Origin of the sequence: Brevundimonas halotolerans, assembly GCF_003730275.1 — a bacterium.
GTDB lineage: Bacteria > Pseudomonadota > Alphaproteobacteria > Caulobacterales > Caulobacteraceae > Brevundimonas > Brevundimonas halotolerans.
Map to the genome: position 1 here is coordinate 112,442 of NZ_QTTA01000017.1, position 24,280 is coordinate 136,721.

Below are 24,280 nucleotides of genomic sequence, written 5' to 3' on the forward strand. Positions count from 1 at the left end.
CCCTATGGAAGAATGCGGCCCAGCTTGGGCGCCGGGCGTCGACCGGTACCGGGCTCGTAGGCCCCCGCTCGCCTGCGGGTCAAGGCCAGGGCCAGCCCCATGGTCAGCCCCATGGCCACCATCGACGACCCGCCATAGCTGATGAAGGGCAGGGTCATCCCCTTGGTCGGGATCAGGTTCAGATTCACCGCCATATTGATCGCCGCCTGCAGACCGATCAGCATGAACAGCCCCGCCGCCGCCGTCTGTTCAAACGGGTCGTTCAACCGCATGGCCCGCGACAGACCTCGCAGCACGATGAAGGCATAAAGGCTGATGATCACCAGCGACAGGATCAGGCCGAACTCTTCCGCCCCGACCGAATAGATGAAGTCGGTATGCAGGTCCGGCACATGGCGCTTCATCACGCCCTCGCCGACGCCGCGCCCGAACAGGCCCCCGGCCCGGATCGCCTCGGAGGCGCGGTCGATCTGGTGGGTGTCCTCCTGACCGGGCGCGAGGAATTTGGCCACCCGTTCCCGCACGTGATCGAACAGGAAATACAGCGAGAAGATGCCCGACATGACCAGCCCGCCGAGCACCGCCATCCACTTCAACGGCACGCCCGCCATGAAGAAGACCGCCATGAAGGTCGTCGTGATCAACAGCGTCTGGCCGATGTCTGGCTGGATCAGCAACAGGCCAACCGTCACGGCATAGAAAGCAAAGGCGATCGACACGCCCGGCACGCCCTGACCCTTCTGCCCCTCGGCGAACATCCAGGCCGCCAGCACGATCAGCGCCGGCTTGGCGAACTCGGACGGCTGCAGGCTGAACGGTCCAATCAGGATCCACCGGGTCGCGCCCTTGGCCTCATTGCCCAGGATCGGCAGGACCGCCATGACCAGCAGCGCCCCCACCAGCGCAAAGGCCGCCACCCGTCGCACACCCCGCGGCGACAGCAGCGACGCCCCCAGCATCACCCCGACCCCCGCCGCCACGAACGCGATCATGCGGATCGAATAGTGGAACGGGTTGGACAGTCCCTCGTCGGCCAGAATGGCTGCGGGGCTTGAGGCGAACGACAGGGCCACGCCGATGCCCATCAGAACCATGGCGGCGATCACCAGCCCGCGGTCCACCGTCCAGAACCACCTGGCCAGCAGGCTCTGGTCGCTGCGGGAAAAGGGCGGCACATAGGTCTGGGTCATGCCGCCCCTTCAGACTGGGCACCAAGGGCCAGGGCAGCGGCGCGGAACGCCTCGCCCCGCACCTCGAAATCGGGAAACTGGTCAAAGCTGGCGGCGGCGGGGCTCAGCAGCACCACCTCCTCGCGGCCTGTGCGCGAGGCCGCCTCGTAAGCCTGCTGGACCGCGCTGGCCATGTCGCCGCTGATCCGGTGGGGGGTGTCGCCCAGCGCCGCCGCGAACGGGCCCGCCGCCTCGCCGATCAGAAAGGCCTCGACCACCCGGGGGAACAGCTCGGCCAGATCGTCGATCCCGCCCGCCTTGGCCCGCCCGCCGGCAATCCAGAACACCCGCTCATAGGCCGCCAGCGCCTGCCGCGTCGCATCGGCATTGGTCGCCTTGGAGTCATTGACGAACTTCACTTGGCCAATTTGGCCGACCGGTTCCATCCGATGCGCCAGCCCGGGGAAGGACAGCAGGCCTTCGACCGCAGCCTCATGATCCACCCCCAGCGCCCGCGCCGCGGCATAGGCAAAAGCCGCGTTCTGCGCATTGTGACGGCCCGCCAGCGAGCGCGCGCCGGACAGGTCGATGGCATCCGAAGGAGTCTCCAGCTGACCCGCCGAGGGTCGGTACTCTCCCCCGACCCCGACAGAGACCGCACCTTCAACCTCGGCTGCCAGCTCTGCACCCCAGCGCTCATCCACACCGATCAGGGCCACTGCCCCCGGGCCCCTGTGCGCAAAGATCCGCGCCTTGGCCGCCACATACCCGTCCATCCCCCCATGGCGATCCAGATGGTCCGGACTGATGTTGGTCAGGATGGCCACATCCGGCGCAAAGCGGGTGGTCAGGTCCAGCTGATAAGACGAGCACTCAATCACATAGACCGCGCCGGGCACAGGCTCCGGCAGGGCCAGCACGCCGATGCCGATGTTGCCGCCCATATGCACCGTCAGCCCGGCCTGCTTCAGCACCCAGGCGATCAGCGCCGTGGTCGTCGACTTGCCGTTCGTCCCCGTGATCGCCACCACCTGCGGCCACTCGCCCTCGGGCAGCCCCGCCAGCGCCCGCGCGAACAGCTCAAGGTCCCCGATGATCTCGACCCCGGCCTCCTGCGCCTTCTCGACCGTCCAGTGCGGCACGGGGTGGGTCAGCGGCACGCCCGGCGCCAGCACCAGGGCGGCAAAGCCCGACCAGTCCGAGGTCGTCAGGTCCTCGACCGCAAACCCCTCGGCCTCGGCCTGCATCCGGCTGCTGATGCCGTCATCCCACAGCACGGGCTCTACACCCCCGGCCTTCAGCGCACGCGCCGCCGTTAGCCCCGACCGTCCAAGGCCGAAGACCGCGACCCGCCTGCCCTCAAAGCCCGGGACCCGGATCATCGTCTATCTCAGCTTCAGGGTCGCCAGACCCGCCAGCGCCAGCATCGCCGACACGATCCAGAACCGGATCACCACGGTCGACTCGGGCCAGCCCATCTTCTCGAAATGATGGTGGATCGGCGCCATCAGGAAGACGCGCTTCTTGGTCGCCTTGAAATAGCCGACCTGGATCATGACCGAGAGCGCCTCCAGCACGAACAGGCCACCGACGATACCCAGCACCAGCTCGTGCTTGGTGGTCACCGCCACCGCGCCCAGGGCCCCGCCCAGCGCCAGCGATCCCGTGTCGCCCATGAAGATCTTGGCCGGCGGCGCATTGTACCAGAGGAAGCCCGTGCCGCCGCCAATGATGGCCGCGAGGAACACCGCCAGTTCGCCCGACCCCGGCACATGGTGGATCTGCAGATATTCCGAGAAGACGAAATTGCCCGCCAGATAGGCGATCATGCCGAACGCCGCCGAGGCCATCATCACCGGCACAATGGCCAGCCCATCCAGCCCGTCGGTCAGGTTCACCGCATTGGAAAAGCCGACGATGGTGAAGGCGGCGAACGCCACATAGAACCAGCCGATGTTCAGCAGCACATCCTTGAAGAACGGGAAGGCAATGGACGTTTCCAGCCCGGCCGAGGTCGAGGGCGTCATCCACAGCACGGTCAGCACACCCGCGATCACCGCCACAATGGTCTGGGCGATCAGCTTCTGCTTCGAGGTCAACCCGGCCGAGGTCTGCTTTGAGACCTTGGCGTAGTCATCGACAAAGCCCAGCACGGCAAAGGCCGCCGTCACAAGCGACACGATCCAGATATAGGGGTTGGTCAGATCGGCCCACAGGAACACGCCCGCCGCGATCCCGGCCAGGATCATCAGCCCGCCCATGGTCGGCGTGCCCACCTTCGACAGGTGCGAGACCGGCCCGTCCTCGCGGATCGGCTGGCCCTTGCCCTGCTTCTTGCGCATCCAGGAAATGAAGCGGCTGCCCATGGCCACGGCCACGATCATGGCGGTGGCCAACGCCAGCGCCACGCGCACCGTCTGGTACTGGACCAGGTTCAGAAGCGGATAATCCTGAGCGACATCCGCATAGTAGAGATAGAGCAGGTAAAACACCGGACGGCCTCCTTAAGCCCCATCGTCAGAATGCAAGCCAGCCAGGGCGGTCGCGATCTGCCCGGCGCGAGAGCCGTTCGATCCCTTGACCATGACCGTATCTCCGTCGCGGACCAGACCCGCGACCTCGTTCGACAGCTGCGCCGCTGTCTCGCGCCAGTCCCCACGCCGCACAGGCGGCAGGGCGTCATGCAGGTGGCGCATCATCGCGCCCGCAGTATGAACGACATCGACCTTTGCCGCATCCAGCGGCTCGGCCAGTCCGGCATGCATCGCCTCGGCTTGATCGCCCAGTTCCAGCATGTCGGTCAGGAACACCACCCGGCGTCCGCCCTCCGGCACGATGCGCGCGCCCAGGCTTCTGAACCCGGCCGTCATCGACAGCGGATTGGCGTTATAGCTTTCGTCGATCAGGGTGAAGGTCCCGCCGGACGCCAGCCGGACCTGCCGCACCTGTCCGCGACCCGCCAGCGGCGAGAACCCGGCCAGGGCCTCCAGCGCCGTATCCAGCGGCACGTCCATGGCCCGCAGCACCGTCAGCACCGCCAGACTGTTCAGCCCCCAGTGATAGCCCGTTTGGCGCAGGCGAAACTCCAGCGCCTGCCCGTCAAAGGTCGCCGAGACCGTGGCCCCCTCGGCATCCGGCTGAAAGTCCAGCAGGCGCGCATCATGATCCGCTGCGCTGCCGAACAGCCGCACCTCCGCCCCGTGCTCGCGCGCCACCTCGGCCAGTAACCGCGTCCAGGGATTGTCGCCGTTGATCACCGCGATGCCGCCCGGCTCAAGGCCCTCGAACACACCCGCCTTCTCGCGCGCCACTCCGGCCTCGCCGTCAGCAAAGGCCTCGATATGCACCGGCCCGACCGTGGTCACACAGGCCACGTGCGGCCGCACCATTTGCGACAGGGGCGCAATCTCGCCCGGCGCATTCATGCCGATCTCGAACACGGCGCGCGCCGTCTCTCGTGGCATACGCGCCAGCGTCAGCGGCACGCCGATGTGATTGTTGTAGCTCTTGACCGAGGCATGGGCCGGGCCCGCCAGATCGAGCCCGGCCTTGATCGCCTGGGTGACGCTGGTCTTGCCGACACTGCCGGTCACCGCCGCCCGCCGCGCCGACGACCGGTCGCGCGCGGCCTGTCCCAATGCCTCCAGCGCCCTCAGCGTGTCGGCCACCGTGACGCACGGCCCGCCATCCACGACGCGTTCGACCAGCGCGCCCGACGCGCCCGCCTCGAACGCCGTCCCCGCAAAGTCATGACCGTCGCGCACCCCGCGCAGCGCCACAAACAGCTTGCCAGCGTCGATCTCGCGGCTGTCGAAAGCGACCCCGTCGACGGCAAAGTCCGCACCATGGCGCTGGCCACCCGTCGCACGGGCGATTTCGTCGGCGGTCCAGAGGGGCGAAACGGGGGTCTCAGGCATGAACGCTCAGGGCCTCACTGGCGACGGTCACATCGTCGAATGGATGCACCGTTGCGCCGACAATCTGTCCCTGCTCATGCCCCTTTCCGGCGATCAGCACCACATCCCCGTCGCGCGCCTGGTCGATGGCAGACTGGATGGCCAGACGCCGGTCGCCGATCTCCTCGGCGTCGGGACAGCCGTTCCGCACCTCGGCCCGGATGGTCGCCGGGTCCTCGGATCGCGGATTGTCGTCTGTGACGATCGCAAGGTCCGCCAGCTCGGCCGCCACCTGTCCCATCAGGGGCCGCTTGGCCCGGTCCCGGTCGCCGCCGGCCCCGAACACCACGATCAACCGCCCGCGCACATGGGGTCGCAGCGCCTTCAGAACCGTCTCCAGCCCGTCCGGCGTATGGGCATAGTCGACATAGACCTCTGCGCCGCCCCCGGCCTCACCCGCCCGGACGCGCTCCAGCCGCCCCCGGGCGCCCTCGATATGTTCCAGCGCCGCCAGAACGTCGCCGACCGCCGCGCCGCCCGCGATGCACAGACCGGCCGCCACCAGGGCGTTCGACGCCTGGAACGCGCCGGCCAGCGGCAGCAGCACCTCATGGCTCTCGCCGCGATATTCCAGCACCAGCTTCTGGCCTTCCGGCCGGGCCTCTCGGCCCATCAGCGTCAGGTCACGGCCTCGCTCGCCGACGCCCAGAATGTCCAGCCCCGACATGATCCCGGCGGCCGCAAAACGCGAATAGGCCTCAGAGTCGGCATTCAGAACCGCCGTCCGCCCCCGGGGCAGCAGGGTCTCGAACAGGCGCAGCTTGGCCGCGCGATAGGCGTCCATGTCGCCGTGATAGTCCAGATGATCCTGGGTCAGATTGGTGAAAGCCGCCGCCTTCAGGCTCACCCCGTCCAGCCGCCGCTGGTCGATCCCGTGCGACGAGGCTTCCAGCGCCAGATGGGTCACACCCCCCGCCGCCATTTCGGCCAGCAGGCGCGCGGCCTCGGCGGCATCCGGACTGGTCAGGCCGGGACCGGTCAGGGCGCTGACCTCCGCGCCCCGCTGGACCGTCGCGCCCAGTGTGCCGAGGCTGGCCGAGACCAGACCCATGCGGGCCCAGATCTGGCGACAGAAGGTGGCGACCGAGGTCTTGCCGTTGGTGCCCGTCACCGCCACGCTGGTCTTCGGCTGGGCGCCGTAAAATCCCCGCGCAGCCAGCGCATAGGCGCGGCGCACATCGCCGGCCGTCACCAGCACAGGCGCCGTGCCGACCGGCGTGTCAGTCGGAGCCAGCACAGCGGCCGCACCCCGGGCCAGTGCCTGCGGGATGAAGGCGCGCCCGTCCTGTACCGTTCCGGGCAGGGCGACGAACAGACTACCGGCATCGACCCGGCGACTGTCGGCGGTCACGCCGGTGATCATCGGATCGGACGGCACATCCCGCTTCAGCAGATCGGACAGGCGCTGGCTGTGCATCACAGCGAGGCCTCCATGTCCTTGAGCGTCGGGTTCGGGCGACCATCGGCCAGCTGCCAGCGGTCATCGGCGCGTTCAACGCCAACGAACGGGGCGATGCGGTCGGCGATCCGTCCCACGGCGGGCGCGGCGACAAAGCCGCCGGTGCGCGGATACTGGCCCGGCTCATCGACCAGCACCAGAATGGCATAGCGCGGCGCATCCAGCGGCCCGTCCGCAGGGAAGACGCCGATGAAGGTGCCCACCGCCACCGCCGGATCATAGCCGCTGCCGGTCCATTTGTTGGCCGAGCCGGTCTTGCCGCCGACGCGCAGGCCCGGCGCATTGGCCCGTCCACCCGAGCCGCGCACCACATTACGGCGCATCAGGTCCAGCATGTTCAGGCTGGTCTGCGGCGTGACCACCGCCCTCGGCTCAACACCGACAGCACCGCCCTTGCGCAGGCTCAGCGGCACATAGCGCCCGCCATTGCTCAGCGAGCCGACCGCCGCAATCACCTGCACCGGCGTCACCATGATGCCGTAGCCGAAAGACAGCGATGCCAGCGTCGAGGGGGTCCAGTCGTCGGGCAACTTGGGCGCCGCCGACTCCCGCAGCTCGATGGGCGCTCGGTCCAGCAGGCCCAGCCGCCCGAAATAGTCCTTCATCACCACCGGACCCATCTGCACCGCCAGTCGCGAGGTGCCGATGTTGGACGAGTGCAGATAGACCTCCTCCAGCGTCATGACGCGGTTCTGGGCGTGGAAGTCCGTGATCCGGCGCTTGCCGATCATGAAGGGCTCGGACGCATCGAACAGGGTGGTCATATCGGCCGCCCCGGTATCCAGTCCGGCCGCCACCGCAAAGCTCTTGAACACCGAGCCCATTTCATAGTGGCCCGAGGTCGCCAGATTGCGCGAGCCTGACTCCGGCCAGCTGGCCATGGCCAGGACCTCGCCGGTCTGGACATTGGTGACGATCGCCACCCCGGCCTTGGCCCCGGTCTCGGCCATGGTGGTGGCCAGTTCGCTCTCGACGACCCCCTGAATCCTCAGGTCGATCGACAGCTCGAACGGCTCGCCCGCAGCGCCCTCGGCCCGCAGTTCCTTGTCGAAGGCCAGTTCGACGCCGGAGATACCCTGCCCGCCCGTATCGGTTGCCCCGATCAGGTGTTTGGCCTCGCCCTCCAGCGGATAGACGCGGCCGTCCTCCATGGCGAAGGTCACGCCGCCCAGCCCCAGATCATGCACCCGCGCGCGCGCGTCGGGCGTCAGGCCGCTGGCCACGATGACCGGGCGCTCGCCCCAGATCGCGCCCTTCAGCCGGTCCGCATCCAGCCCCGGCATGACCCGGCGGATTTCGCGATAGGCCACATCCCGGTCCCAGACCTGCGAGGGGTCGATGAACATGGCATAGAAGATGACATCGGTGGCCAGCAGCCGCCCGTTCCGATCCACCAGATCGGCCCGACTGCGATCCGAGGCCGCGCCGCGATAGCCGACGTCCACCGGCTCGAACAGCGCCGCATACCCGGCCTTCAGCCCCAGACCGGCGAACACCAGCCCGAAGGCCGCCAGCACCAGAAAGATGCGAACCCGGCTGTCCTCTTCGGGGCGGGCATGGGCGCGGGCGCGTTCAAAGCTGTGCTCGACCCACCACACGCCCTCGGCCAGCCAGCGCCACGACGGAGTCTGGAGTCTGGGCCGTCGCCCGACCGGACGACGCACGGACGACGGATGCGGCTGCACGCTCATTGCGCCCCCTCCTCGACCGGAGCGGGCTCAACCGCCTCATCGTCCACCGGCGGCTCTTCGGCGACCGGCGCCTCGACCACCGGCGGCTGGCCGATCGGGGCCAGACCGGCTTGCAGCGACAGGGCCTCCAGCCGCGCCGGGCTCTCCAGCCGCGCCACCTCGGCCCGCAGCATGCGCACGCGCATCGAGGACTGGTCGATCTCGCGCTCCAGCTCGGCGATGCGGTTCGACTGGCGCGCCGCCGCCGCCTTGGTCAGATAGACCGACAGCAGCATGGCCGCGACGCACAGGATGCCGAAGATCTCGACCCAGCGGATCCCGCGCACCTTCCAGTCGAACAGGCGTTTCAGAGCGCTCATGCCGCCAGCCTTCCCCAAGCCGGGGCATCGGTCCGCACCGCCGCCCGCAGCCGGGCCGAGCGCGCCCTGGGATTGACCGCCAGCTCCTCATCCGTCGCGTCGACCGAGCCCTTGAACTGCAGGTCAAAGCTGGGCTTGCGCGTCTCGATCACCTGCGGCGCGTGGCGCGATCCGCCGGGCGTATTGCCGGTGCGCTCGGTCAGGAAATTCTTGACCATCCGGTCTTCCAGCGAGTGGAAGGTCACCACCGCCAGCCGCCCGCCTTCGGGCAGCACCGCCTCGGCGCCTTCCAGACCGCGCGCCAGCTCGCCCAGTTCGTCATTGACCGCGATCCGCAGCGCCTGGAACACGCGGGTGGCCGGATGGGTCGGCGCACCGCGCCTGCCGCCCAGCGCCGCCTCGACCACATCGGCCAGATCCAGCGTCCGCTCGAACGGGCGCTCGACCCGCCGGCGCAGGATGGCCGTGGCGATCCGGCCGGACTGACGCTCATCCCCGTACAGTTTGAAGATGTGCGCCAGCGGCCCGTGTTCCCAGCTGTTGACGATGTCGGCGGCGCTTTCGCCCTCTCGCGACATCCGCATGTCCAGGGGCCCGTCCTTCATGAAGGAAAAGCCGCGCTCGGCCTGGTCCAGCTGCATCGACGACACGCCGATGTCGAACACCACCGCATCGACCGGCGCCTCATCCGCCAGCACCTCGGCCAGCTCGGAAAAGGCCGCCCGGATCAGGCGGAACCGCTCGGGATAGTCACGACCCAGCGCATCGGCATAGGGCTGGACTGTCGGATCGCGGTCCAGCGCGATCACCTCGGCCCCGGCCTCCAGAAACGCACGCGAATAGCCGCCGGCGCCAAAAGTGGCATCCACCACCCGCTGGCCCGGGGCGGGCCGCACGGCCTTGATCACAGCCTCCAGCAATACGGGGATATGCGGACGGGGCGCGTCGGTCATGACCCGCCCCCTTCAACCTTCAGCTGGGCCGCCAGCCGCAGGGCGCCCAGTTCAGCAACACCCGACCGCGCCATCTGCCGGCGTTCGGCCCGGCGCGCCACCCAGGCCTCGCGGTTCCAGATCTGGAACCGGTCGCCCAGCCCCACGATCACGACCGTCTCGCCCAGACCGGCATCCTGGATCAGGCTTTCCGGCAGGGTCACCCGGCCGCCGCCGTCAAACGTCAGCCGCGTCTGCTCGCCCAGCACCTGCCATTCCAGCGCCGAGCGCTGCTCAGAGCCGAACGGCAGCGACCGGATCATTTCGACATAGGTGGCAAACAGGGGGTCGCCGCCGGCCTCTAGGCAGTCGGCCTCGATCGACGGAAAGACGAAGATGGCGTGCTCGGCCCCGTTTTCGGAGGTGCGGAAGTCCTGCGGGATCAGCAGTCGCCGCTTCGCATCCAATTGTTTCTCGACCGTCGAGAGAAACACCCCGTCCCATTCGGACCTTCCGGCCCGCCCCTTGGCTCTTGTCACGACGTCCAGGCGACGTCAGGCACCCCAAATCATGTGACTGGGATAGCATGGGATGAAATGGGTCTCAATGGGATTAGTTGACGATCCTTAACCATGAACCGGGACAACTCTTGTCATCAGGACTGTAAAGATCAGAACATACAGCGAACATAGAAAGTATTAACAGCCTGTGGACTCAGTGTGTGCCACCTTTGCGGCCAAGGGGTTAACAGGCCCCAACCCGCCTCAAGCAGCGAGTGACCGCGTCACGAGCGGTAGGCAAAGACCCCGCCTCAAGCAGCGAGTGACCGCGTCACGAGCGGTAGGCAAAGACCCCGCCTCTAGCAGCGAGCGACCGCGTCGCGAGCGTTAGGCGCACAGAGAAATTGCCAGACGGTCTGTAAGCCGGGTTCTGTCCCGCCCCCGAGGGAGCATGGACGGTCATTCCTCTTGGCCGATCGTTGCCGACCGGCTCCAGCAACCTACCCGGACATCTGGGGCGGTGACCCCCGCAGGCGAGCCTGCGCGACATCCCTATTCGGTCTTGCTCCAGGCGGGGTTTACCGTGCCGTCTCCGTTGCCGTCGACGCGGTGGGCTCTTACCCCACCCTTTCACCCTTACCGGCCTCGAAAGGCCGGCGGTTTGCTTTCTGTGGCACTGTCCCTCGGGTCACCCCGGGCGGGCGTTACCCGCCGCCTTTTCACCGTGGAGCCCGGACTTTCCTCGACAGGCCGAAACCTGCCGCGACCGTCCGACCGTCTGGCGAGGGACAAATGCGCCTTGCCGCACATGCCGTCAATGTCAGGCGGCCTGCTCCGGCGGCCCCAGTGTCGGATCGCCTCCCGAATAGCCCTGGATCCAGAACCCCCGCGCGTCTTCAAAATAGGGCACATGGGCACGGTTCAGTTCGCTCCGCAGGGCGATGCTGCAGTCTACGACCAAGGTAGGCGCTAACAGGGCCCCGTCCTGTCGCCAGAGCCGCGGAATGATCCACATCCACTCAATGGCATGAAACGGCCCCAGGCATTCGGCGCACCAGCAACCCGTGCTCGTCGACTTAAAGTCCCACAAGAGCGCCTCGCGGGGGCCCAGCACGTCCTGAACATAATAGGCCGGCGCAAAGGGCAGCCGCTGGATCGCTGCGACGAGCTTTTCCCAGCGCGTCTGGTTCATGACCGAGGCGAGGCCGCGTCGCTGCACCGCCTCTCGCACGCGCTGGCGACAGGTCTCTCGCGCCTCCGCGTCGCGGCGCACCAGTTCGTCGCGATCCGGCTTCTGAGCCATGGGCTAGGCCATGCCATCGACGGCCGTCAGCCGCGCCAGCTGCAACAGCCCGACCAGCCGCGCGCGGGTCTCGCCGTCGGCCACGCCGTCCACCCGCCCCGGCCGCCAGTGCCGCTGGAACGCCGTGACCGCCAGCCTCAGCGGCTCATCGAACTCGCCGCGCGGCTCGACGCCATAGCCCAGCTTGTGCAGGCCGGCGCTCAGCACCGTCGCGCCCAGCCCCGCATCCCCGGGCCGCAGGGGCTCACCCAGCGCCGCCACCCGCTCCGGCGCCGGCTCGAACCACAGGCCGTGCCCCTCCCCCGCCAGCCGCTTCCACGGAAAGCGCTCGCCCGGGTCCTCCTTGCGATCCGGCGCCAGGTCGGAATGGCCGATGATGCGGTCGTCGGGAATGGTCCAGCGGCTGCGGATGTCGGCGATCAGGGCGATCACCGCATCGATCTGGACATCGGGAAAGTCGCGATAGCCCCACTCATGCCCCGGATTGACGATCTCGATCCCGATCGAGGCGGCATTGCAGTCGGTCTCGCCCTGCCAGACGCCCTTGCCCGCGTGCCAGGCGCGGCGTTCCTCGGGGACCAGGGCATAGAGGGTTCCGTCCTCATCGACGACATAGTGGGCCGAGACCCGCGCCTCGGCATCGCACAGGCGGGCGATGGCCTCCTCGGCCGTCTGCATACCCGTATAGTGCAGCACCAGCATATCGGGCGGGCCGCGCCGGGCATCGAAATTGGGAGAGGGCGCGGTCTGGAACTGCAGCGTCACGACCGACTACCGGCCCGACCGTTCCCAGCCATAGGCGACCCAGGTGCCATCCACCTTGTGCGCCTCGATGACCGTGTCATCGTCATCGGTGCGGCGGCGGCCCTTGCGCGCCCCGCCCGTCTTGCGGCGCGCCCGGCTGGACATGCCCATCAGGAACATCACCACCCCGGCGACCACGGCAATCACGGCCACGGCAATGGCGGTGAACACGGCCAGCAGGGCCCCGACCGCCATGGCACAGCCCGCCGCGATCAGCCCGCCCAGCCACATCAGCGGTCGCAGGAAACCGCCCGGGCCTCCGACGCTCGCCGTCGCGGCACCCAGACTGTCAAAACGCGGTCCAGTCGAACTCATGCCTACTCCTTGTCGGCTCCGGATCGGGGCCAGCCCACCCTTAACGCCGAACCCTCAATGTCGGTCCATCCTGCCTTGGGGTCAAGCAACCGGGGGGTGCGGCAAACCCGCCGCCCGTTAACCCAAAGGCCGATCCGCCAGCACCACAGCCCCCTCGCGACGCATGCGGTCGGCCTCGATCCGGCGCATCACCGCCTGGGCCTGCGGGTCCTCGACGGCGCCGCCGATCAGGATCAGCGCCCGCGCCGCCTCGCCCGACACGCCAAAGGCATTGGCGAGGGCCTCGAACGGCGACTGCTGCTCGGGGAAGCGCTTGATGCGGACCGAGGCATCGGCGTCGATCCCGGCCAGTTCCTTGGCCTTGGCAATGGCCTCATTCATGCCGCCCAGCTCATCGACCAGACCCAGTTCCAGCGCCTGGGCACCCGTCCAGACCCGGCCCTTTGCGATTTCTCCAACCCGCGCAGGCGTCAGGTCACGGCCGCGCGCCACCAGGGTGATGAAGTCGCCATAGATCCGGTCCATCGAACCGGCGAAGGCCTCGCGCTGCGACGGCGTAAACTCGTCGCTGATGGCATAGGCGTCGGCATAGTCGCCGCCGACCGACAGGCCGCGCACATCGACGCCGAACCGCGCCAGCGCATCGCGCAGCACCATCTTGCCACCGAACACCCCGATCGACCCCGTCAGGGTCGAGGGCTGGGCCACGATATGGTCGGCCTCGGCACTGATCCAGTAGCCGCCGGACGCCGCATAGGTGCCCATGGACACCACCACCGGCTTGCCCGCCGCCTTGGCCGCGCGCACCGCTGCGGCAATCTGCTCAGACGCTTCCGGCGAACCGCCGGGCGAGGACACGCGCAGCACAATGGCCTGCACGTCCTTGTCCTTGATGGCGTCATAGATGGCCTCGGCCATCACGTCCGAATGGATCGACGACCCGCCACCAAACGGATCGGCATTGCCGCCCGATCCGGTGATGATCGCGCCCTCGCCACCAATCACGGCGATGACGTCACGGCCCGAGCCGTTGTCCGGACCCATGGCGCTGGAATATTCGTCGAACGGGATGATCCGCGATCCCCGACCGGCACGGCGCAGGGCCTCGTCCTCGGCCTCCTCGACGTGGCCGACCTTGTCGATCAGATTGCGCTCCAGCGCCTCTTCGGCGGTCCACGGGCCGGCCTCGATACTGGCCTTCAGCGCGGCCGGCGCGATCTTGCGATCCTGCGCCGCCTGGGCGACCGAGGTGTCATAGATCGACCCCATCCACGCCAGCATCGCCTCGCGGTGCGGGCCGGTGAAGTCGTTCTGCGTATAGATGTTGACCGCGTTCTTGTACTCATAGCGCTGCTCGAACTCGGGCTCGACGCCATATTTCTCGAACGCCCGGCCCAGGAAGATTTCTTCGGCGCTGAATCCCGTCGCCTGGAAGCTGGCGGTGTTCTGCATCCACAGTTCCGACGCCGACGCCCCCACCATGTAGCTGGACATGACGGCCCCCGCGGGCAGGAAACCCTGCGAATGGGCGATGACCGGCTTGCCCGAGGCGCGGAAGCGGCGGATCGCCTGACGCACTTCATCGGCCGCAGCCGGCGTCATGCCGGTCTCCGGCAGACGGATCAGCAGCACCTTGACGTTGGCGTCATCCTCGGCCTGGGACAGGGTATCGACCACCTGCATGACCGACAGGCCCCCGCCCCCGAACAAGGCAAAGGGCGAGGCCGGTGGCTGATCGCTCAGGCCGGCGCGCAGATCCAGTTCCAGCACCGCATTGCGGGGAACGTCAGGGCCCGACGAGCTGGCCGCCGCCATGGTGATCAGCACGATCGGCACCACGACCACAAACAGCACAAGGCCGGTAAAGACCCCCAGCACGGTCAGGAAAAACTGTTTCATATCGGTTGGAAGTCCCGTCGAGGCCCGAATGCGGCGGAGGATCGACCATAGAGGGCAAGCCGTCACCGTCAAATGAACGTCCCGTAACACGCGAACCTGTCGTACCGGGCAGTGTTGCATTGCAGCATCGCGATTGATGCCCGTCGGGGAAGCCCCTATATGAGGCATCCCTCAGCGGGGGCTGTTCCCCGCGCCGAACCGGAGACCGCACTCCCCATGCTGGTCACCCTGATGAAATCCAAGCTGCACCGTGCGACGGTGACCCAGGCCGACCTCGACTATGAGGGGTCGATCGCCATTGACCGCGACCTGCTGGACGCGGCCGACATCTTTCCGAATGAACAGGTCGATGTTCTGAACATCACCACCGGCGCGCGCTTCACCACCTACGCCATCGAGGCGCCGCGCGGCTCGCGCGTGATCGGCGTCAACGGCGCCGCCGCCCGTCTGGTCCAGAAAAACGACAAGGTGATCATCGTCACCTATGGCCAGCTTCCCGCCGAGGAAGCCCGCAACTATTCCCCGACCGTCGTGCTGCTGGACGACGCCAACCACATCAAGCGCGCCGCCTGACCGACCGCGTAATCCAACAATTCCGCTCATCCCGGCGAAAGCCGGGACCCAGTACTTTGGACGATCCGGCCTGCCCGATGATGCGCTGACGCATGTCCCGGACACCCGGACTGGCAGAAGGGGCTGGGCCCCCGCTTTCGCGGGGATGAGCGGACGGGGAAGTCCTACCGGATCAGGTCATAGACGCCGCTGATATGCACCCGCACCGTCAGTTGACCCGGCGACACCGAGGTCGAGGCATCGGCGGATTCCATGGCCATGGACCGGGCATAGGGCATGGGCGGCGGGGCGCTCATCGACGTGCCTTCGCTCAGGCTACGGATACCGCCCAGCTGCACACCCAGCGCTTCGGCATACAGGCCGGCCTTGCGCTGCAAATCCCGCACGGCCAGACGCCGCGCCTGATCCTCGGCCGCCGTCCGGTCCGTCAGGCCAAAGCTGATGCCGTCGATCTGGTTGACGCCCGCGCTGACCACCGCATCCGCCGTCGTGCCGACCCGGCTCAGATCGCGCACCGTCACTGTGACCCGGTTGGTCGCCTGATAGCCCCGCAGACGCGGCGGTTGGTCCTGCTGATAATCATACTGGGCCGACAGGTTCAGGCCCGAGGTCTGGATATCGCGCTCGGCAATCCCGGCCCGGCGCAGGGCCGCCATGACCCGCTCCATATATTGGGCGTTCTGGCGCATCGCCTCCTCGGCGGTCGCCGCCTCGGTCATGACGCCGAAATTGATCGTCGCCATATCCGGCGCGACCTTGACCTCACCATAGGCCGCCAGACTCAGATGGGGCGGCGCCACCATATGATGGCCCGCAGGCTCCGACATCGACTGCGCCAGCGCCGGCGCTGACACACCGGCCAGGGCCACGGCTGCGGCCATCGGCATCAGCAGCCGGAAGGGGGAACGGGTCATGAAAGTCTCCTGAGGTTCGGGCACGCGCCACCCGCGCACCCTGTCAGTCCAACCTGGACCATACCGCCTGAATGAACGTTCGCGCCCCGGGGTCAGGTTCCGTTCATCGGGGCGGGACGATCACCTTCTCCCATCGGGAGACGGAAGACTGACGGGCTCCCTCCCTACGACCCGGGCGGCCCGTAGCAGCCAAGCAGGTTCGTGCCCTTCTCCCCTTGCGGGAGAAGGTGGGCCGCGTGAGCGGCTCGGATGAGGGGTCTCTCAGAGGTTTGACGAAGAGTTCGCTTTATCCCGGCCGATGAACATCCAACCGCAGCGTAACCCCTCATCCGCCCCCTTCTCAGGGGGCACCTTCTCCCACAAGGGGAGAAGGAATGCTGAGCTGACGCACTCAGATAGGATAACCGCCACCTAATTCCCCAACCCTTTCAACACCTCCACCGTTTCCCGGACCGTTCTGCCCGACCAGGTCCAGCCGTGTGCCACACTCCTCCCGTCCCGTTGCACGGAGGGCTCGTAAGGCCTGCGACCTTGTGAGCGGCGGGAGCGGATGGAGCGGGGTCGGGCCTCAGGGTCCGAACACCCCCATCACCGCCTCCGGGTGCGTGATCGGGCCAAGGGCTGAGGGGGATACTCAGTCGTTCCGGGAGGTGTCGCAGGACACCCCCGCCCGCCGGGGGCGCTGCGGTAAGGCCCGAACACGGCCACCCGACGCAAGCTCCCGGAAAACCGTCCGCGCGGAGCGTCTGTCTTCGTCGAAACGGTATTTCTTGTTCTCATCCGGGCGAAGGCCCGGCGCTCCGCCTGCCCTCCAACCCGCCGCAAACACGGACGGGAGCTTTGGCTCATCTCCTCCATCGGGAAAGGAGCACCGCCCCCGCCGCCCTCTTTGCAACATCCCATGCGCCTGCTAGGCCCGGGGCGTCGCCTCCGGGGGCCCGTAGCTCAATGGTTAGAGCCGACCGCTCATAACGGTCTGGTTGGGGGTTCGAGTCCCTCCGGGCCTACCAGAAGCCGCGACGGCGCGGTTCGACCCAGCGGTCGTCGCCGTAATAGTCGCGGTCTTGTATGTAGCGCCCCTCGCGGTCGTACCAGCCGTAGCCGTCCTGATAGGTGTCATAGCCCTGCAGGGAATAGCCGTCGTCATAGTAGTCGAGGCCCAGCAGACCGTCCTCTTCCGCCCACCAATCACGCGGATAGGCGCCGTAGACGCACTCCCAGCCCTGGCCGCCGGACCAGTAGGGTTCATACCGGCCCCGGGTGCGTTCGCGGAACCGGGCCCGGCAGACATGGCGCGACCAGACGCGGTTGCCGCTGGCCTCGATACTGGCGCGGTTCTCGCCATAGATGACCTCGCGCACGCCCGAGAAGACATTGTTGGTGATCACGGCCCGGCCCGACGCCACGGCCACGCCGACGCTCTCGGCCCGGATGCGGGTGTCGGTCAGGGTCAGCTCGCCGTTGTAGACGACCACGCCCTTGTCCGAGCGACAGACGCGGCTGCCCTGGATGTCGACCGAGGCACCTTCGACGGCCACGCCCTCGACGAAGCCGCAGATGGCGGTGTTGGTGATCTCGACCCGGCCGTAATCGCGGCCCGAGCGGATGATCATGCCAATCGAGCGGGGGCCAAAGCTGTTCGGCGCGCCGATGCCCTTCAGAGTCGTCGAGTCGATCCGGGCCGTCTGACCGGGCCCGGGGATCAGCTCCATGCCGACATGGGCGCCGGTCACCACCACTTCATAGGCCGTCAGCGAGGCACCATCGGCAACGATGGCCGGAGCCACCGTCTGGGTCTCCAGCACGGCGTTGCGGATATCCAGCAGGCCGCCGTCCATATAGATGGCCGCCTCGTCGCCGACATGGCGGAAGCCGACCCGGTTCATCAGGATCTCGGCGCCATAGCCGATGATGCAGGCGGCATCGCCGGCCCGCTGCGACGAAAAGACCACGTCGCGCACATCCACCCTAACCCCCTGGGCCACGGTCATGCAGGGCAGGCCGTCGGGGGCCTGCAGGGTGGCCGTGGGCTGGCGGTTCCAGTCGCGCGGGTCGAACCCGCCCTCGCCGATGATGGTCAGGGGCGTGTTGATGTTGAGCCAGCCGACGCAGGGTCCGCCCCGCGCCCTCAGGATGAGGGTGCCGCCCGGAGCGACCCGGCGCACCGCGTCCTCAATGGCGCCCGATCCGGGATTGCCGCCGCAGTCGACCAGCACGACCTGCTCGCCGCCCGCCGGATAGGGCCGCCCGTCATGGGGCCCGGGGCCGGGGCCGGGGTAGTAGTCGCGGCGATGATCACGGCTGGTCCAGCGCCGATGCGTGGTCGCGCGGCTGCGACGCGGCGCCGGCGGGTCCAGCAGGACACCAAAGTTCGGCCGGGTCTCGCTTTCGACGCGCGCGGCCTCCTGGGCGTTCGCCTGCGGGGCCAGCGACATCGCGGTCGCCGCGACCGCGAGGCCCAGCGCGGGCGCGATCAGGGAGCGGAAGCGGAGGGGGGTGCGGAACGTGATCATGTGTCAACGCCCTCCTTAACGGCGCTGCTGGGAACGGGAGACCTGGGACAGGACGGCCTGCAGGCGCGCGACCGAGGGGGCAAACCCGGCCAGCGCCGAGTCGATGCGCATCACCACGGCCTCGGCCTTGTCCTGATCAGCAACCCCGGAAACGCCCAGGGCAAAGAAGGTCGACAGTGCGAACTTGGCCTCAGGGCTGCCCTGACGGGCCGCTTCCTCGTACCAGAAATAGGCGCGGGCATAGTCGGGCGGCACCCCGATGCCCTCGGAATACATGACCGCCAGAACCAACTGCGCCTCGGACGAACCGTTGACCGCCGCCAGCTGAATGGCCCGGACCCGCTCCTGATAGGACAGTCGTCCCTCGATCGGGTGGCCCAGCACGGCCTCGAGCGATTCGACCTCGCGCTTGGACAGGTCCTCGGGGCGGGCGGCGGCCTTGTCGGCAATGCCCAGATAGCGGATCGCCCGACCCACATGGACAAAGGGCAGTTCGGTCACCCGCGACAGGGCGTACTCATAGGCGTCGCCCCGCGGACGGCTCTCGTCCGAGAAGGGCACGCCCGACGCCGGCGCTGCGTTGGGATAGAATTCGAACGGCGGCACCCACTGACGGGCCTTGGCCTCGACAAAGCCGCTGTACTGGGCCCGGCCGGGCGAGGAGCTCTCGAAGTCCTTCATCAGGACAAAGGCCCCGACGTCGCCCGTCTGCACCGCCAGATAATTGTAGAGATAGGCGTCCACCTCATTGCGCTGGAACAGGTTCAGCGCGGCGGGATAGCCCCCGCGGCGGCGGTCGCGACCCGATCCGCGGCCGATGGCCTCGCGGGCCTGCGGATTGTCCTGGGGCTCGCCGAAGGCGCCGTACAGGGCATCGTGCAGGCGCGCCAGGGTGCGATAGCCGTCGGCGCCCTGGGTCGACAGGACATAGATGACGCGGTCGCGCACCTCTTCCTGTTCGGTCAGGGTCATGCGCGACAGCTGGGTATTGAGGCGTTGATAGGCGTTCTGGCGCTCCCAGGCCCGGCAGTCGTCATATTTGGACAGCGGCCGCCAGCCGCCGAACATGCCGCGCTCGACCCGGTTGATCGGGGCGAATCCATCCTCGTTGGCCAGCGCCATGGCCAGCCAGACCGAGCTTTCGATCGGGTCTTCCAGATTCTTGTCGGTGGCCCGAAGCGCCGCGTAACGCCCCCCCAGCTCCAGCTGCGCGAAGAAGTCGCCCCGGAACGCCGCCCGGCGCAGGGCGCGGACGCCGGTTTCCTGGGCGTTGAACTCGGACCCGGTCAGATTCGCTGGACGGGGGCACGGGTTCGCGGTTTCAGAGCGCTGGAAGAAGGTCGGGGTCCGCTCGCCGCAAGCCGCCATCGACAGCAGGGCCAGAATCAACAGCACGGCCACAGCCGCGATGGCGATCGGGCCGGTGCCGCCCCGCATGCCCCTGTTCCTGCCGTTGTCGCTCATAATCCCCCACACCCCTTGCCGCACTCAAAGGCCGCACGACGTTAACCTTTTCCCAATCTTGCCGATCGGTCCAGTGAACATCGCGATATGGTTAACGCGACCGGTGCCATACCGTTGCCGCACAGTGACCACATTGTGTCCGAGCTAGACTTTTCCCCAGATGGTTGCTTGCGAATTCACCTGCGGGGCGAGGGGTTTACCCCTTCCGCTGCGCCAATCCGGGCCCATATGGCCAATCTGACACGAGCCCAGGATTTCTGCCCCGATGGCCTATATCGCCCGAGACGACCGCCCCGAGGACAAGGCTGCACGCTATGCCGAGGTCGCCGAGGAAATCATGGCGGTTCTGGAAGGCGAGCCGAATCGCACGGCCCGCATGGCGACCGTCGCCTCCATGCTGCACGACGCCTTCGAGACCTTCTTCTGGACCGGCTTCTATGTCGTCGATGAGGACAAGCGCGCCGCCGGCACCGACGAGCTCGTGGTCGGGCCCTATCAAGGCACCCTTGGCTGTCTGCGGATTCCCTTCGGACGTGGCGTGTGCGGAGCGGCTGCGGTGACGGGCGAGACCCAATTGATCGACGACGTTCATGCCTTCCCCGGTCATATTGCCTGTGACAGCCGCTCGGCCAGCGAGATCGTGGTGCCGGTCCGGGATGTAGAGGGCCGACTGCTCGCCGTGTTCGATGTCGACTCGACGGACAAGGCCGCCTTTGACCGCGTCGACCAGGCGGCGCTGGAAGACCTGCTGAGCCGGGCCTTCGCGGTGTGATCCCCGGTTTGATCCATGGGCGTAGCCGCCTATGGTCCGCCGAATGAACAGCGGGAGACATGAGGCATGAGCGACAGGGTATTGGTCATCACCGGCGGTCAGGGCCAGCTGGGCCGGGCCGTGATCACGGCGGCGCTGGCCCGGGGGCTCAAGGTCGCCGCCATCGACCATTCGGCGGTGGACCCGTTCGACTCGCAGGCCTGTCTCGAGATCGGCGGCGTCGACCTGACCGACGCGGCGGCGGCCAAGAAGGCCGTCGACCGGGCCCAGGTCCATTTCGGGCGACTGGATGCCGTGCTGAACATCGCCGGCGGCTTTGTCTGGCAGACCGTCGACGACGCCGAGCCCGCCTGGGACCGGATGTATCGCCTGAACCTGGTCACCGCCCTGAACACCAGCCGTGCCGCCCTGCCCCACCTCAAGGCCTCGGCCGAGGGCCGGATCGTCAATGTCGGCGCCGCCGGCGCGCTGAAGAGCGGCATGGGCATGGGCGCCTATGCGGCGTCGAAATCGGCCGTGCACCGTCTGACCGAGAGCCTGGCGGAGGAGACCAAATCCAGCTCGGTGACGGTCAATGCGGTCCTGCCGTCCATTCTCGACACGCCGGAGAATCGCAAGGACATGCCCGACGCCGATCCCGCCACCTGGGTCAGGGTCGAGGATCTGGCCGAGGTCATGCTGTTCCTCGCCTCGCCGGCCTCGCGTGCCATGACCGGGGCGCTGGTGCCCGTCACCGGTCGGGTCTGAGAGGCATGACGCCCCACCCCTGCCGAAGCGTGCTGTTCGTGCCCGCCTCGAACCCGCGCGCCGTAGCCAAGGCCAAGGGGCTGAACTGCGATGTCGTCATTCTGGATCTGGAGGACGCCGTGGCCCCCGATGCCAAGGAGGCCGCGCGCGACGCTGCCTGTGCGGCTGTTCAAGCGGGCGGATTTCGAGCCATGGTCGGGGTGCGGATCAATTCCCACGACAGTGACTGGGGGGAAGCCGACACCCGTGCCCTGGCCGAGGTCGAGCCCAGATTGATCGTGTTGCCCAAGGTCGAGCGGGCCACGCAGATCAAGGCCGTCTCGCGCGCGATGGGCGGCCACACATCGCTTTGGGCGATGATCGAGACGCCCCGCGCCCTGTTCAATCTGGAGGAGATCGCCCAGTGCGAGGCGCCGATCGATGCCCTGATGCCGGGGGTCAACGACCTGGCCGTGGCGCTGGGCGCTAAGCTGGGTCCGGACCGCGAACCGATCAAATCCTGGCTGGCCATGATTGTCGCGGCGGCGCGCGTGTCGAACAACCTTGCCATCGACGGCGTCTACAACAGCATCGACAACCTCGACGGCCTTGCGACCGAATGTGCCCAGGGCGCCGCCTTCGGCTTTGACGGCAAGAGCCTGATCCACCCATCACAGATCGACACCGCCAATGCCGCCTTCGCGCCCGATGCCGCCGCCGTGGCCCACGCGCGCGAGATCGTCGAGGCCTTTTCCTCGCCCGACGCCGAGGCTCTCGGCGTGGTGCGGATCGACGACCGGATGGTCGAGCGGCTGCATCTGGAGCAGGCCAAGCGCCTGCTGGCGAGCCACGACGCCCTGGTGGAGGCCCAGTCGCGCGAATGAGCGACGACAGGCCCCATGCCTGGGTTTCGGCGCCGGGGCTCTGGAAGATCCGGGGGCTGGCGGCCTTCCTGTCCGACTACCGGCTGCAGGGCGTCCCAACACCGGCCACACGGGCCGTCGTCGGATGGGGCCGAAAGGGCACGTCGCTGGTCGGCCGCACCTGGGCGGAGCAGACCCGGGTGCCGTATCTGGCGCTCGAGGACGGCTTCCTGCGATCGGTCGGACTGGGCGAGGCCGGGGCCGCACCCCACAGCCTGCTGATCGACGATCTGGGGGTGCACCATGACGCGCGGCGCCCGTCGCGACTGGAAAGCCTGATCCGCGAGCCAGAGCCGTGGTTCGATACCGCCATGGAGACCCGGGCCCGCGCCCTGATCCAGACCCTGCGCGACGCCGGCCCGAGCAAGACCAGCATGGGCCGCACCGACCTCGACCTGCCGCCCGCATGCGGCCCGCGCATTCTGGTCGTCGACCAGACGGCGGGCGACGCCTCTATTGCCGGGGGACTGGCCGACCGGGACAGTTTCGCCCGGATGCTGGAGGCTGCCCGGTTCGCGACCGGATCAGGTCAGTTGCTGGTGCGTCGGCACCCGGCCACCGTTGCGGGGCTCAAACGCGGATGTCTGGCATCCGAGGCACTGACGGGCGCTATTCCGGTCGATGACGTCGCGCTGGATGTGCTGCTGCCGCAGGTCGACGCCGTCTTCACCGTGTCCAGCGGACTGGGGTTCGAGGCCCTGATCCGGGGTCTGCCGGTCCACTGTTTCGGCCTGCCCTTCCATGCCGGCTGGGGTCTCACCACCGATCACCTCGCCTGCCCGCGTCCGGGCATGACCCGCTCGCTCGAGGTGCTGGTGGCGGCGGCCCTGATCGTTCAGGCCCGCTATGTCGATCCCGTGACGCAAACTCCCTCGACACCCGAGGCCGCCGTGTCGCGACTGTTGCAGCAACGAGACCGGGCCCGCAGGCTGGCGGGCTATTCGGCCTGTGTCGGCTTTTCCCCGGCCAAGCGGGGCGCGGTTCGGCGCCTGATGAACAGCCCGCTCGGCGAGACGGCCTTCTTCACCTCGACGGCAGCAGCCGTGACGGCGGCGAGGCAGCGCGGCGGCCGGCTGGTCGTGTGGGCAGGGAAAGAGTCACCCGATGTGGCCCCCGCAGCCGAAGCCGCGACCCTGCCCCTCTGGCGGATGGAGGACGGCTTCCTGCGCTCGCGGGGCCTGGGGTCGGACTTCCGTGCGGCCCTGTCGGCCGTGCTGGACCCGACCGGTATCCATTTCGACGGATCGCGGCCGTCCGCGCTGGAACAGGCCCTGGAGGCCGGACAGACCCCGGCCGCAGACCTCGTCCGGGCCCGCGCCCTGCGTCAGGCCCTCGTCGAGCGAGGGCTGAGCAAATACAATCTGGGCGGGGCGACGCCCCCGCCGGACTGGCCGACCGACCGTGATCGCGTGTTGATCGTCGGTCAGGTCGAGAATGACCGGTCCATCCTTCTGGGGTGCGAGGACATCCGCACCAATGCCGGCCTGGTCCGGGCGGTCCGCGCTCGCTTGCCGGATGCCTTCCTGATCTATCGCGACCATCCCGATACGGTGGCGGGCAACCGGCCGGGCCGGCTGGACGCTGACACCGCAGGGCTGGTGGATGCGCGCGCCGAGGGCCTGGACATCACCGCCTGTCTGGACGCCTGCGACGGGCTGGCCACGATGACCTCACTGACCGGGTTCGAAGCCCTGCTGCGCGGGAAGCGGGTGATGACCTGCGGGCGGCCCTTCTATGCCGGCTGGGGGCTGACCGAGGATACGCTGAGCTTTCCGCGCCGTACCCGCCGGGTCGATCTGGACACGCTGATCGCCGAAGCCCTGATCCGTTATCCGCTGTATGTGACCCCCGACGGATACCCCTGCGAGGCCGAGGATGTGGCCCAGCAACTGGGCCAGCCGGGGCCTTCGACCGACACCGGTCGCTCCGGCGGGTTGCGCCGCTGGGGACGCGGCCTGATCGCCAGCCTCGACCGAAGCGATCCACCGGCCTATTGAAGACCAGCATC

21 protein-coding genes, 1 tRNA gene and 1 other RNA gene are annotated in these 24,280 nt (G+C 68.1%); 6 read left to right on the forward strand and 17 right to left on the reverse strand.

Annotated elements, in window-relative coordinates:
• Window positions 1-2: 2 nt before the first annotated feature.
• The 14 genes from ftsW to sppA all read right to left on the reverse strand — a co-directional run bounded on the left by ftsW (window position 3) and on the right by sppA (window position 14,387).
• A complete protein-coding gene (gene ftsW / locus EG854_RS08165; protein ID WP_123287624.1) occupies window positions 3-1,190 on the reverse strand; it encodes a putative lipid II flippase FtsW in 1,188 nt (395 codons plus the stop codon).
• Window positions 1,187-2,551 carry a UDP-N-acetylmuramoyl-L-alanine--D-glutamate ligase gene (murD, locus tag EG854_RS08170; RefSeq protein WP_123287625.1) on the reverse strand — a complete coding sequence of 455 codons (1,365 nt, stop codon included), beginning with the start codon at window positions 2,549-2,551 and terminating at the stop codon, window positions 1,187-1,189. Before murD ends, ftsW begins: the two co-directional genes overlap by 4 nt.
• A 3-nt stretch (window positions 2,552-2,554) precedes the next feature.
• On the reverse strand, window positions 2,555-3,661 hold the full coding sequence (gene mraY, locus EG854_RS08175) for a phospho-N-acetylmuramoyl-pentapeptide-transferase (RefSeq protein WP_123287626.1): 1,107 nt from the start codon (window positions 3,659-3,661) through the stop codon (window positions 2,555-2,557).
• Window positions 3,662-3,673: 12 nt separating this feature from the next.
• On the reverse strand, window positions 3,674-5,086 hold the full coding sequence (locus EG854_RS08180; RefSeq protein WP_123287627.1) for a UDP-N-acetylmuramoyl-tripeptide--D-alanyl-D-alanine ligase: 1,413 nt from the start codon (window positions 5,084-5,086) through the stop codon (window positions 3,674-3,676).
• Window positions 5,079-6,542 carry a UDP-N-acetylmuramoyl-L-alanyl-D-glutamate--2,6-diaminopimelate ligase gene (locus EG854_RS08185; RefSeq protein WP_123287628.1) on the reverse strand — a complete coding sequence of 488 codons (1,464 nt, stop codon included), beginning with the start codon at window positions 6,540-6,542 and terminating at the stop codon, window positions 5,079-5,081. Before EG854_RS08185 ends, EG854_RS08180 begins: the two co-directional genes overlap by 8 nt.
• Window positions 6,542-8,275: a peptidoglycan D,D-transpeptidase FtsI family protein gene (locus EG854_RS08190; RefSeq protein ID WP_123287629.1), complete on the reverse strand. Its 1,734-nt coding sequence runs from the start codon at window positions 8,273-8,275 to the stop codon at window positions 6,542-6,544. Before EG854_RS08190 ends, EG854_RS08185 begins: the two co-directional genes overlap by 1 nt.
• Window positions 8,272-8,634: a cell division protein FtsL gene (gene ftsL, locus EG854_RS08195; protein ID WP_123287630.1), complete on the reverse strand. Its 363-nt coding sequence runs from the start codon at window positions 8,632-8,634 to the stop codon at window positions 8,272-8,274. Before ftsL ends, EG854_RS08190 begins: the two co-directional genes overlap by 4 nt.
• Window positions 8,631-9,587 carry a 16S rRNA (cytosine(1402)-N(4))-methyltransferase RsmH gene (rsmH, locus tag EG854_RS08200; protein ID WP_123287631.1) on the reverse strand — a complete coding sequence of 319 codons (957 nt, stop codon included), beginning with the start codon at window positions 9,585-9,587 and terminating at the stop codon, window positions 8,631-8,633. Before rsmH ends, ftsL begins: the two co-directional genes overlap by 4 nt.
• Entirely contained in the window at window positions 9,584-10,060 is a 477-nt protein-coding gene (locus EG854_RS08205) for a division/cell wall cluster transcriptional repressor MraZ (RefSeq protein WP_123287632.1), read from the reverse strand. Before EG854_RS08205 ends, rsmH begins: the two co-directional genes overlap by 4 nt.
• Window positions 10,061-10,469: 409 nt before the next feature.
• Window positions 10,470-10,848, reverse strand: an RNA gene (rnpB, locus tag EG854_RS08210) — RNase P RNA component class A.
• A 38-nt stretch (window positions 10,849-10,886) separates the two neighbouring features.
• Complete coding sequence (locus EG854_RS08215) at window positions 10,887-11,369, reverse strand: DUF6678 family protein (protein ID WP_123287633.1); 483 nt, start codon at window positions 11,367-11,369, stop codon at window positions 10,887-10,889.
• 3 nt (window positions 11,370-11,372) lie between these two features.
• Window positions 11,373-12,134: an N-acetylmuramoyl-L-alanine amidase gene (locus tag EG854_RS08220; protein WP_277424049.1), complete on the reverse strand. Its 762-nt coding sequence runs from the start codon at window positions 12,132-12,134 to the stop codon at window positions 11,373-11,375.
• A gap of 6 nt (window positions 12,135-12,140) precedes the next feature.
• Entirely contained in the window at window positions 12,141-12,488 is a 348-nt protein-coding gene (locus tag EG854_RS08225; protein WP_241153180.1) for a hypothetical protein, read from the reverse strand.
• A gap of 117 nt (window positions 12,489-12,605) precedes the next feature.
• Window positions 12,606-14,387 carry a signal peptide peptidase SppA gene (gene sppA, locus EG854_RS08230; protein WP_123287634.1) on the reverse strand — a complete coding sequence of 594 codons (1,782 nt, stop codon included), beginning with the start codon at window positions 14,385-14,387 and terminating at the stop codon, window positions 12,606-12,608.
• Window positions 14,388-14,603: 216 nt separating this feature from the next.
• On the opposite strand from sppA, the gene panD reads away from it, so the two are divergent.
• Window positions 14,604-14,960, forward strand: a complete 357-nt coding sequence (gene panD, locus EG854_RS08235) for an aspartate 1-decarboxylase (RefSeq protein WP_123287635.1) — start codon at window positions 14,604-14,606, stop codon at window positions 14,958-14,960.
• 164 nt (window positions 14,961-15,124) lie between these two features.
• Here the strand turns inward: panD and EG854_RS08240 are convergent, their stop codons facing one another.
• On the reverse strand, window positions 15,125-15,874 hold the full coding sequence (locus EG854_RS08240; RefSeq protein WP_123287636.1) for an SIMPL domain-containing protein: 750 nt from the start codon (window positions 15,872-15,874) through the stop codon (window positions 15,125-15,127).
• A 934-nt stretch (window positions 15,875-16,808) separates the two neighbouring features.
• On the opposite strand from EG854_RS08240, the gene EG854_RS08245 reads away from it, so the two are divergent.
• Window positions 16,809-16,884: transfer RNA gene (locus tag EG854_RS08245), tRNA-Ile, on the forward strand.
• Here EG854_RS08245 and EG854_RS08250 read toward each other — a convergent pair.
• Window positions 16,879-18,387 (reverse strand): right-handed parallel beta-helix repeat-containing protein, encoded by a 1,509-nt coding sequence (locus EG854_RS08250; RefSeq protein WP_123287637.1) that lies wholly within the window; start codon window positions 18,385-18,387, stop codon window positions 16,879-16,881. The two genes, EG854_RS08245 and EG854_RS08250, sit on opposite strands and share 6 nt — an antisense overlap.
• Before the next feature lie 15 nt (window positions 18,388-18,402).
• The gene (locus EG854_RS08255) at window positions 18,403-19,824 is read right to left on the reverse strand and encodes a tetratricopeptide repeat protein (protein WP_241153181.1); all 1,422 of its coding nucleotides are present in this window, start codon (window positions 19,822-19,824) and stop codon (window positions 18,403-18,405) included.
• 292 nt (window positions 19,825-20,116) lie between these two features.
• Here EG854_RS08255 and EG854_RS08260 point away from each other — a divergent pair, with 292 nt between their 5' ends.
• From EG854_RS08260 to EG854_RS08275, 4 genes are all read left to right on the forward strand, one after another.
• Window positions 20,117-20,623, forward strand: coding sequence for a GAF domain-containing protein (locus EG854_RS08260; RefSeq protein WP_123287639.1), 507 nt, complete (start codon window positions 20,117-20,119; stop codon window positions 20,621-20,623).
• 66 nt (window positions 20,624-20,689) lie between these two features.
• The gene (locus EG854_RS08265) at window positions 20,690-21,370 is read left to right on the forward strand and encodes an SDR family NAD(P)-dependent oxidoreductase (protein ID WP_123287640.1); all 681 of its coding nucleotides are present in this window, start codon (window positions 20,690-20,692) and stop codon (window positions 21,368-21,370) included.
• 5 nt (window positions 21,371-21,375) lie between these two features.
• On the forward strand, window positions 21,376-22,233 hold the full coding sequence (locus EG854_RS08270; protein ID WP_123287641.1) for an HpcH/HpaI aldolase/citrate lyase family protein: 858 nt from the start codon (window positions 21,376-21,378) through the stop codon (window positions 22,231-22,233).
• Window positions 22,230-24,269: a capsular polysaccharide biosynthesis protein gene (locus EG854_RS08275; RefSeq protein ID WP_123287642.1), complete on the forward strand. Its 2,040-nt coding sequence runs from the start codon at window positions 22,230-22,232 to the stop codon at window positions 24,267-24,269. The genes EG854_RS08270 and EG854_RS08275 overlap by 4 nt, the downstream gene beginning before the upstream one ends.
• Window positions 24,270-24,280: the final 11 nt, after the last annotated feature.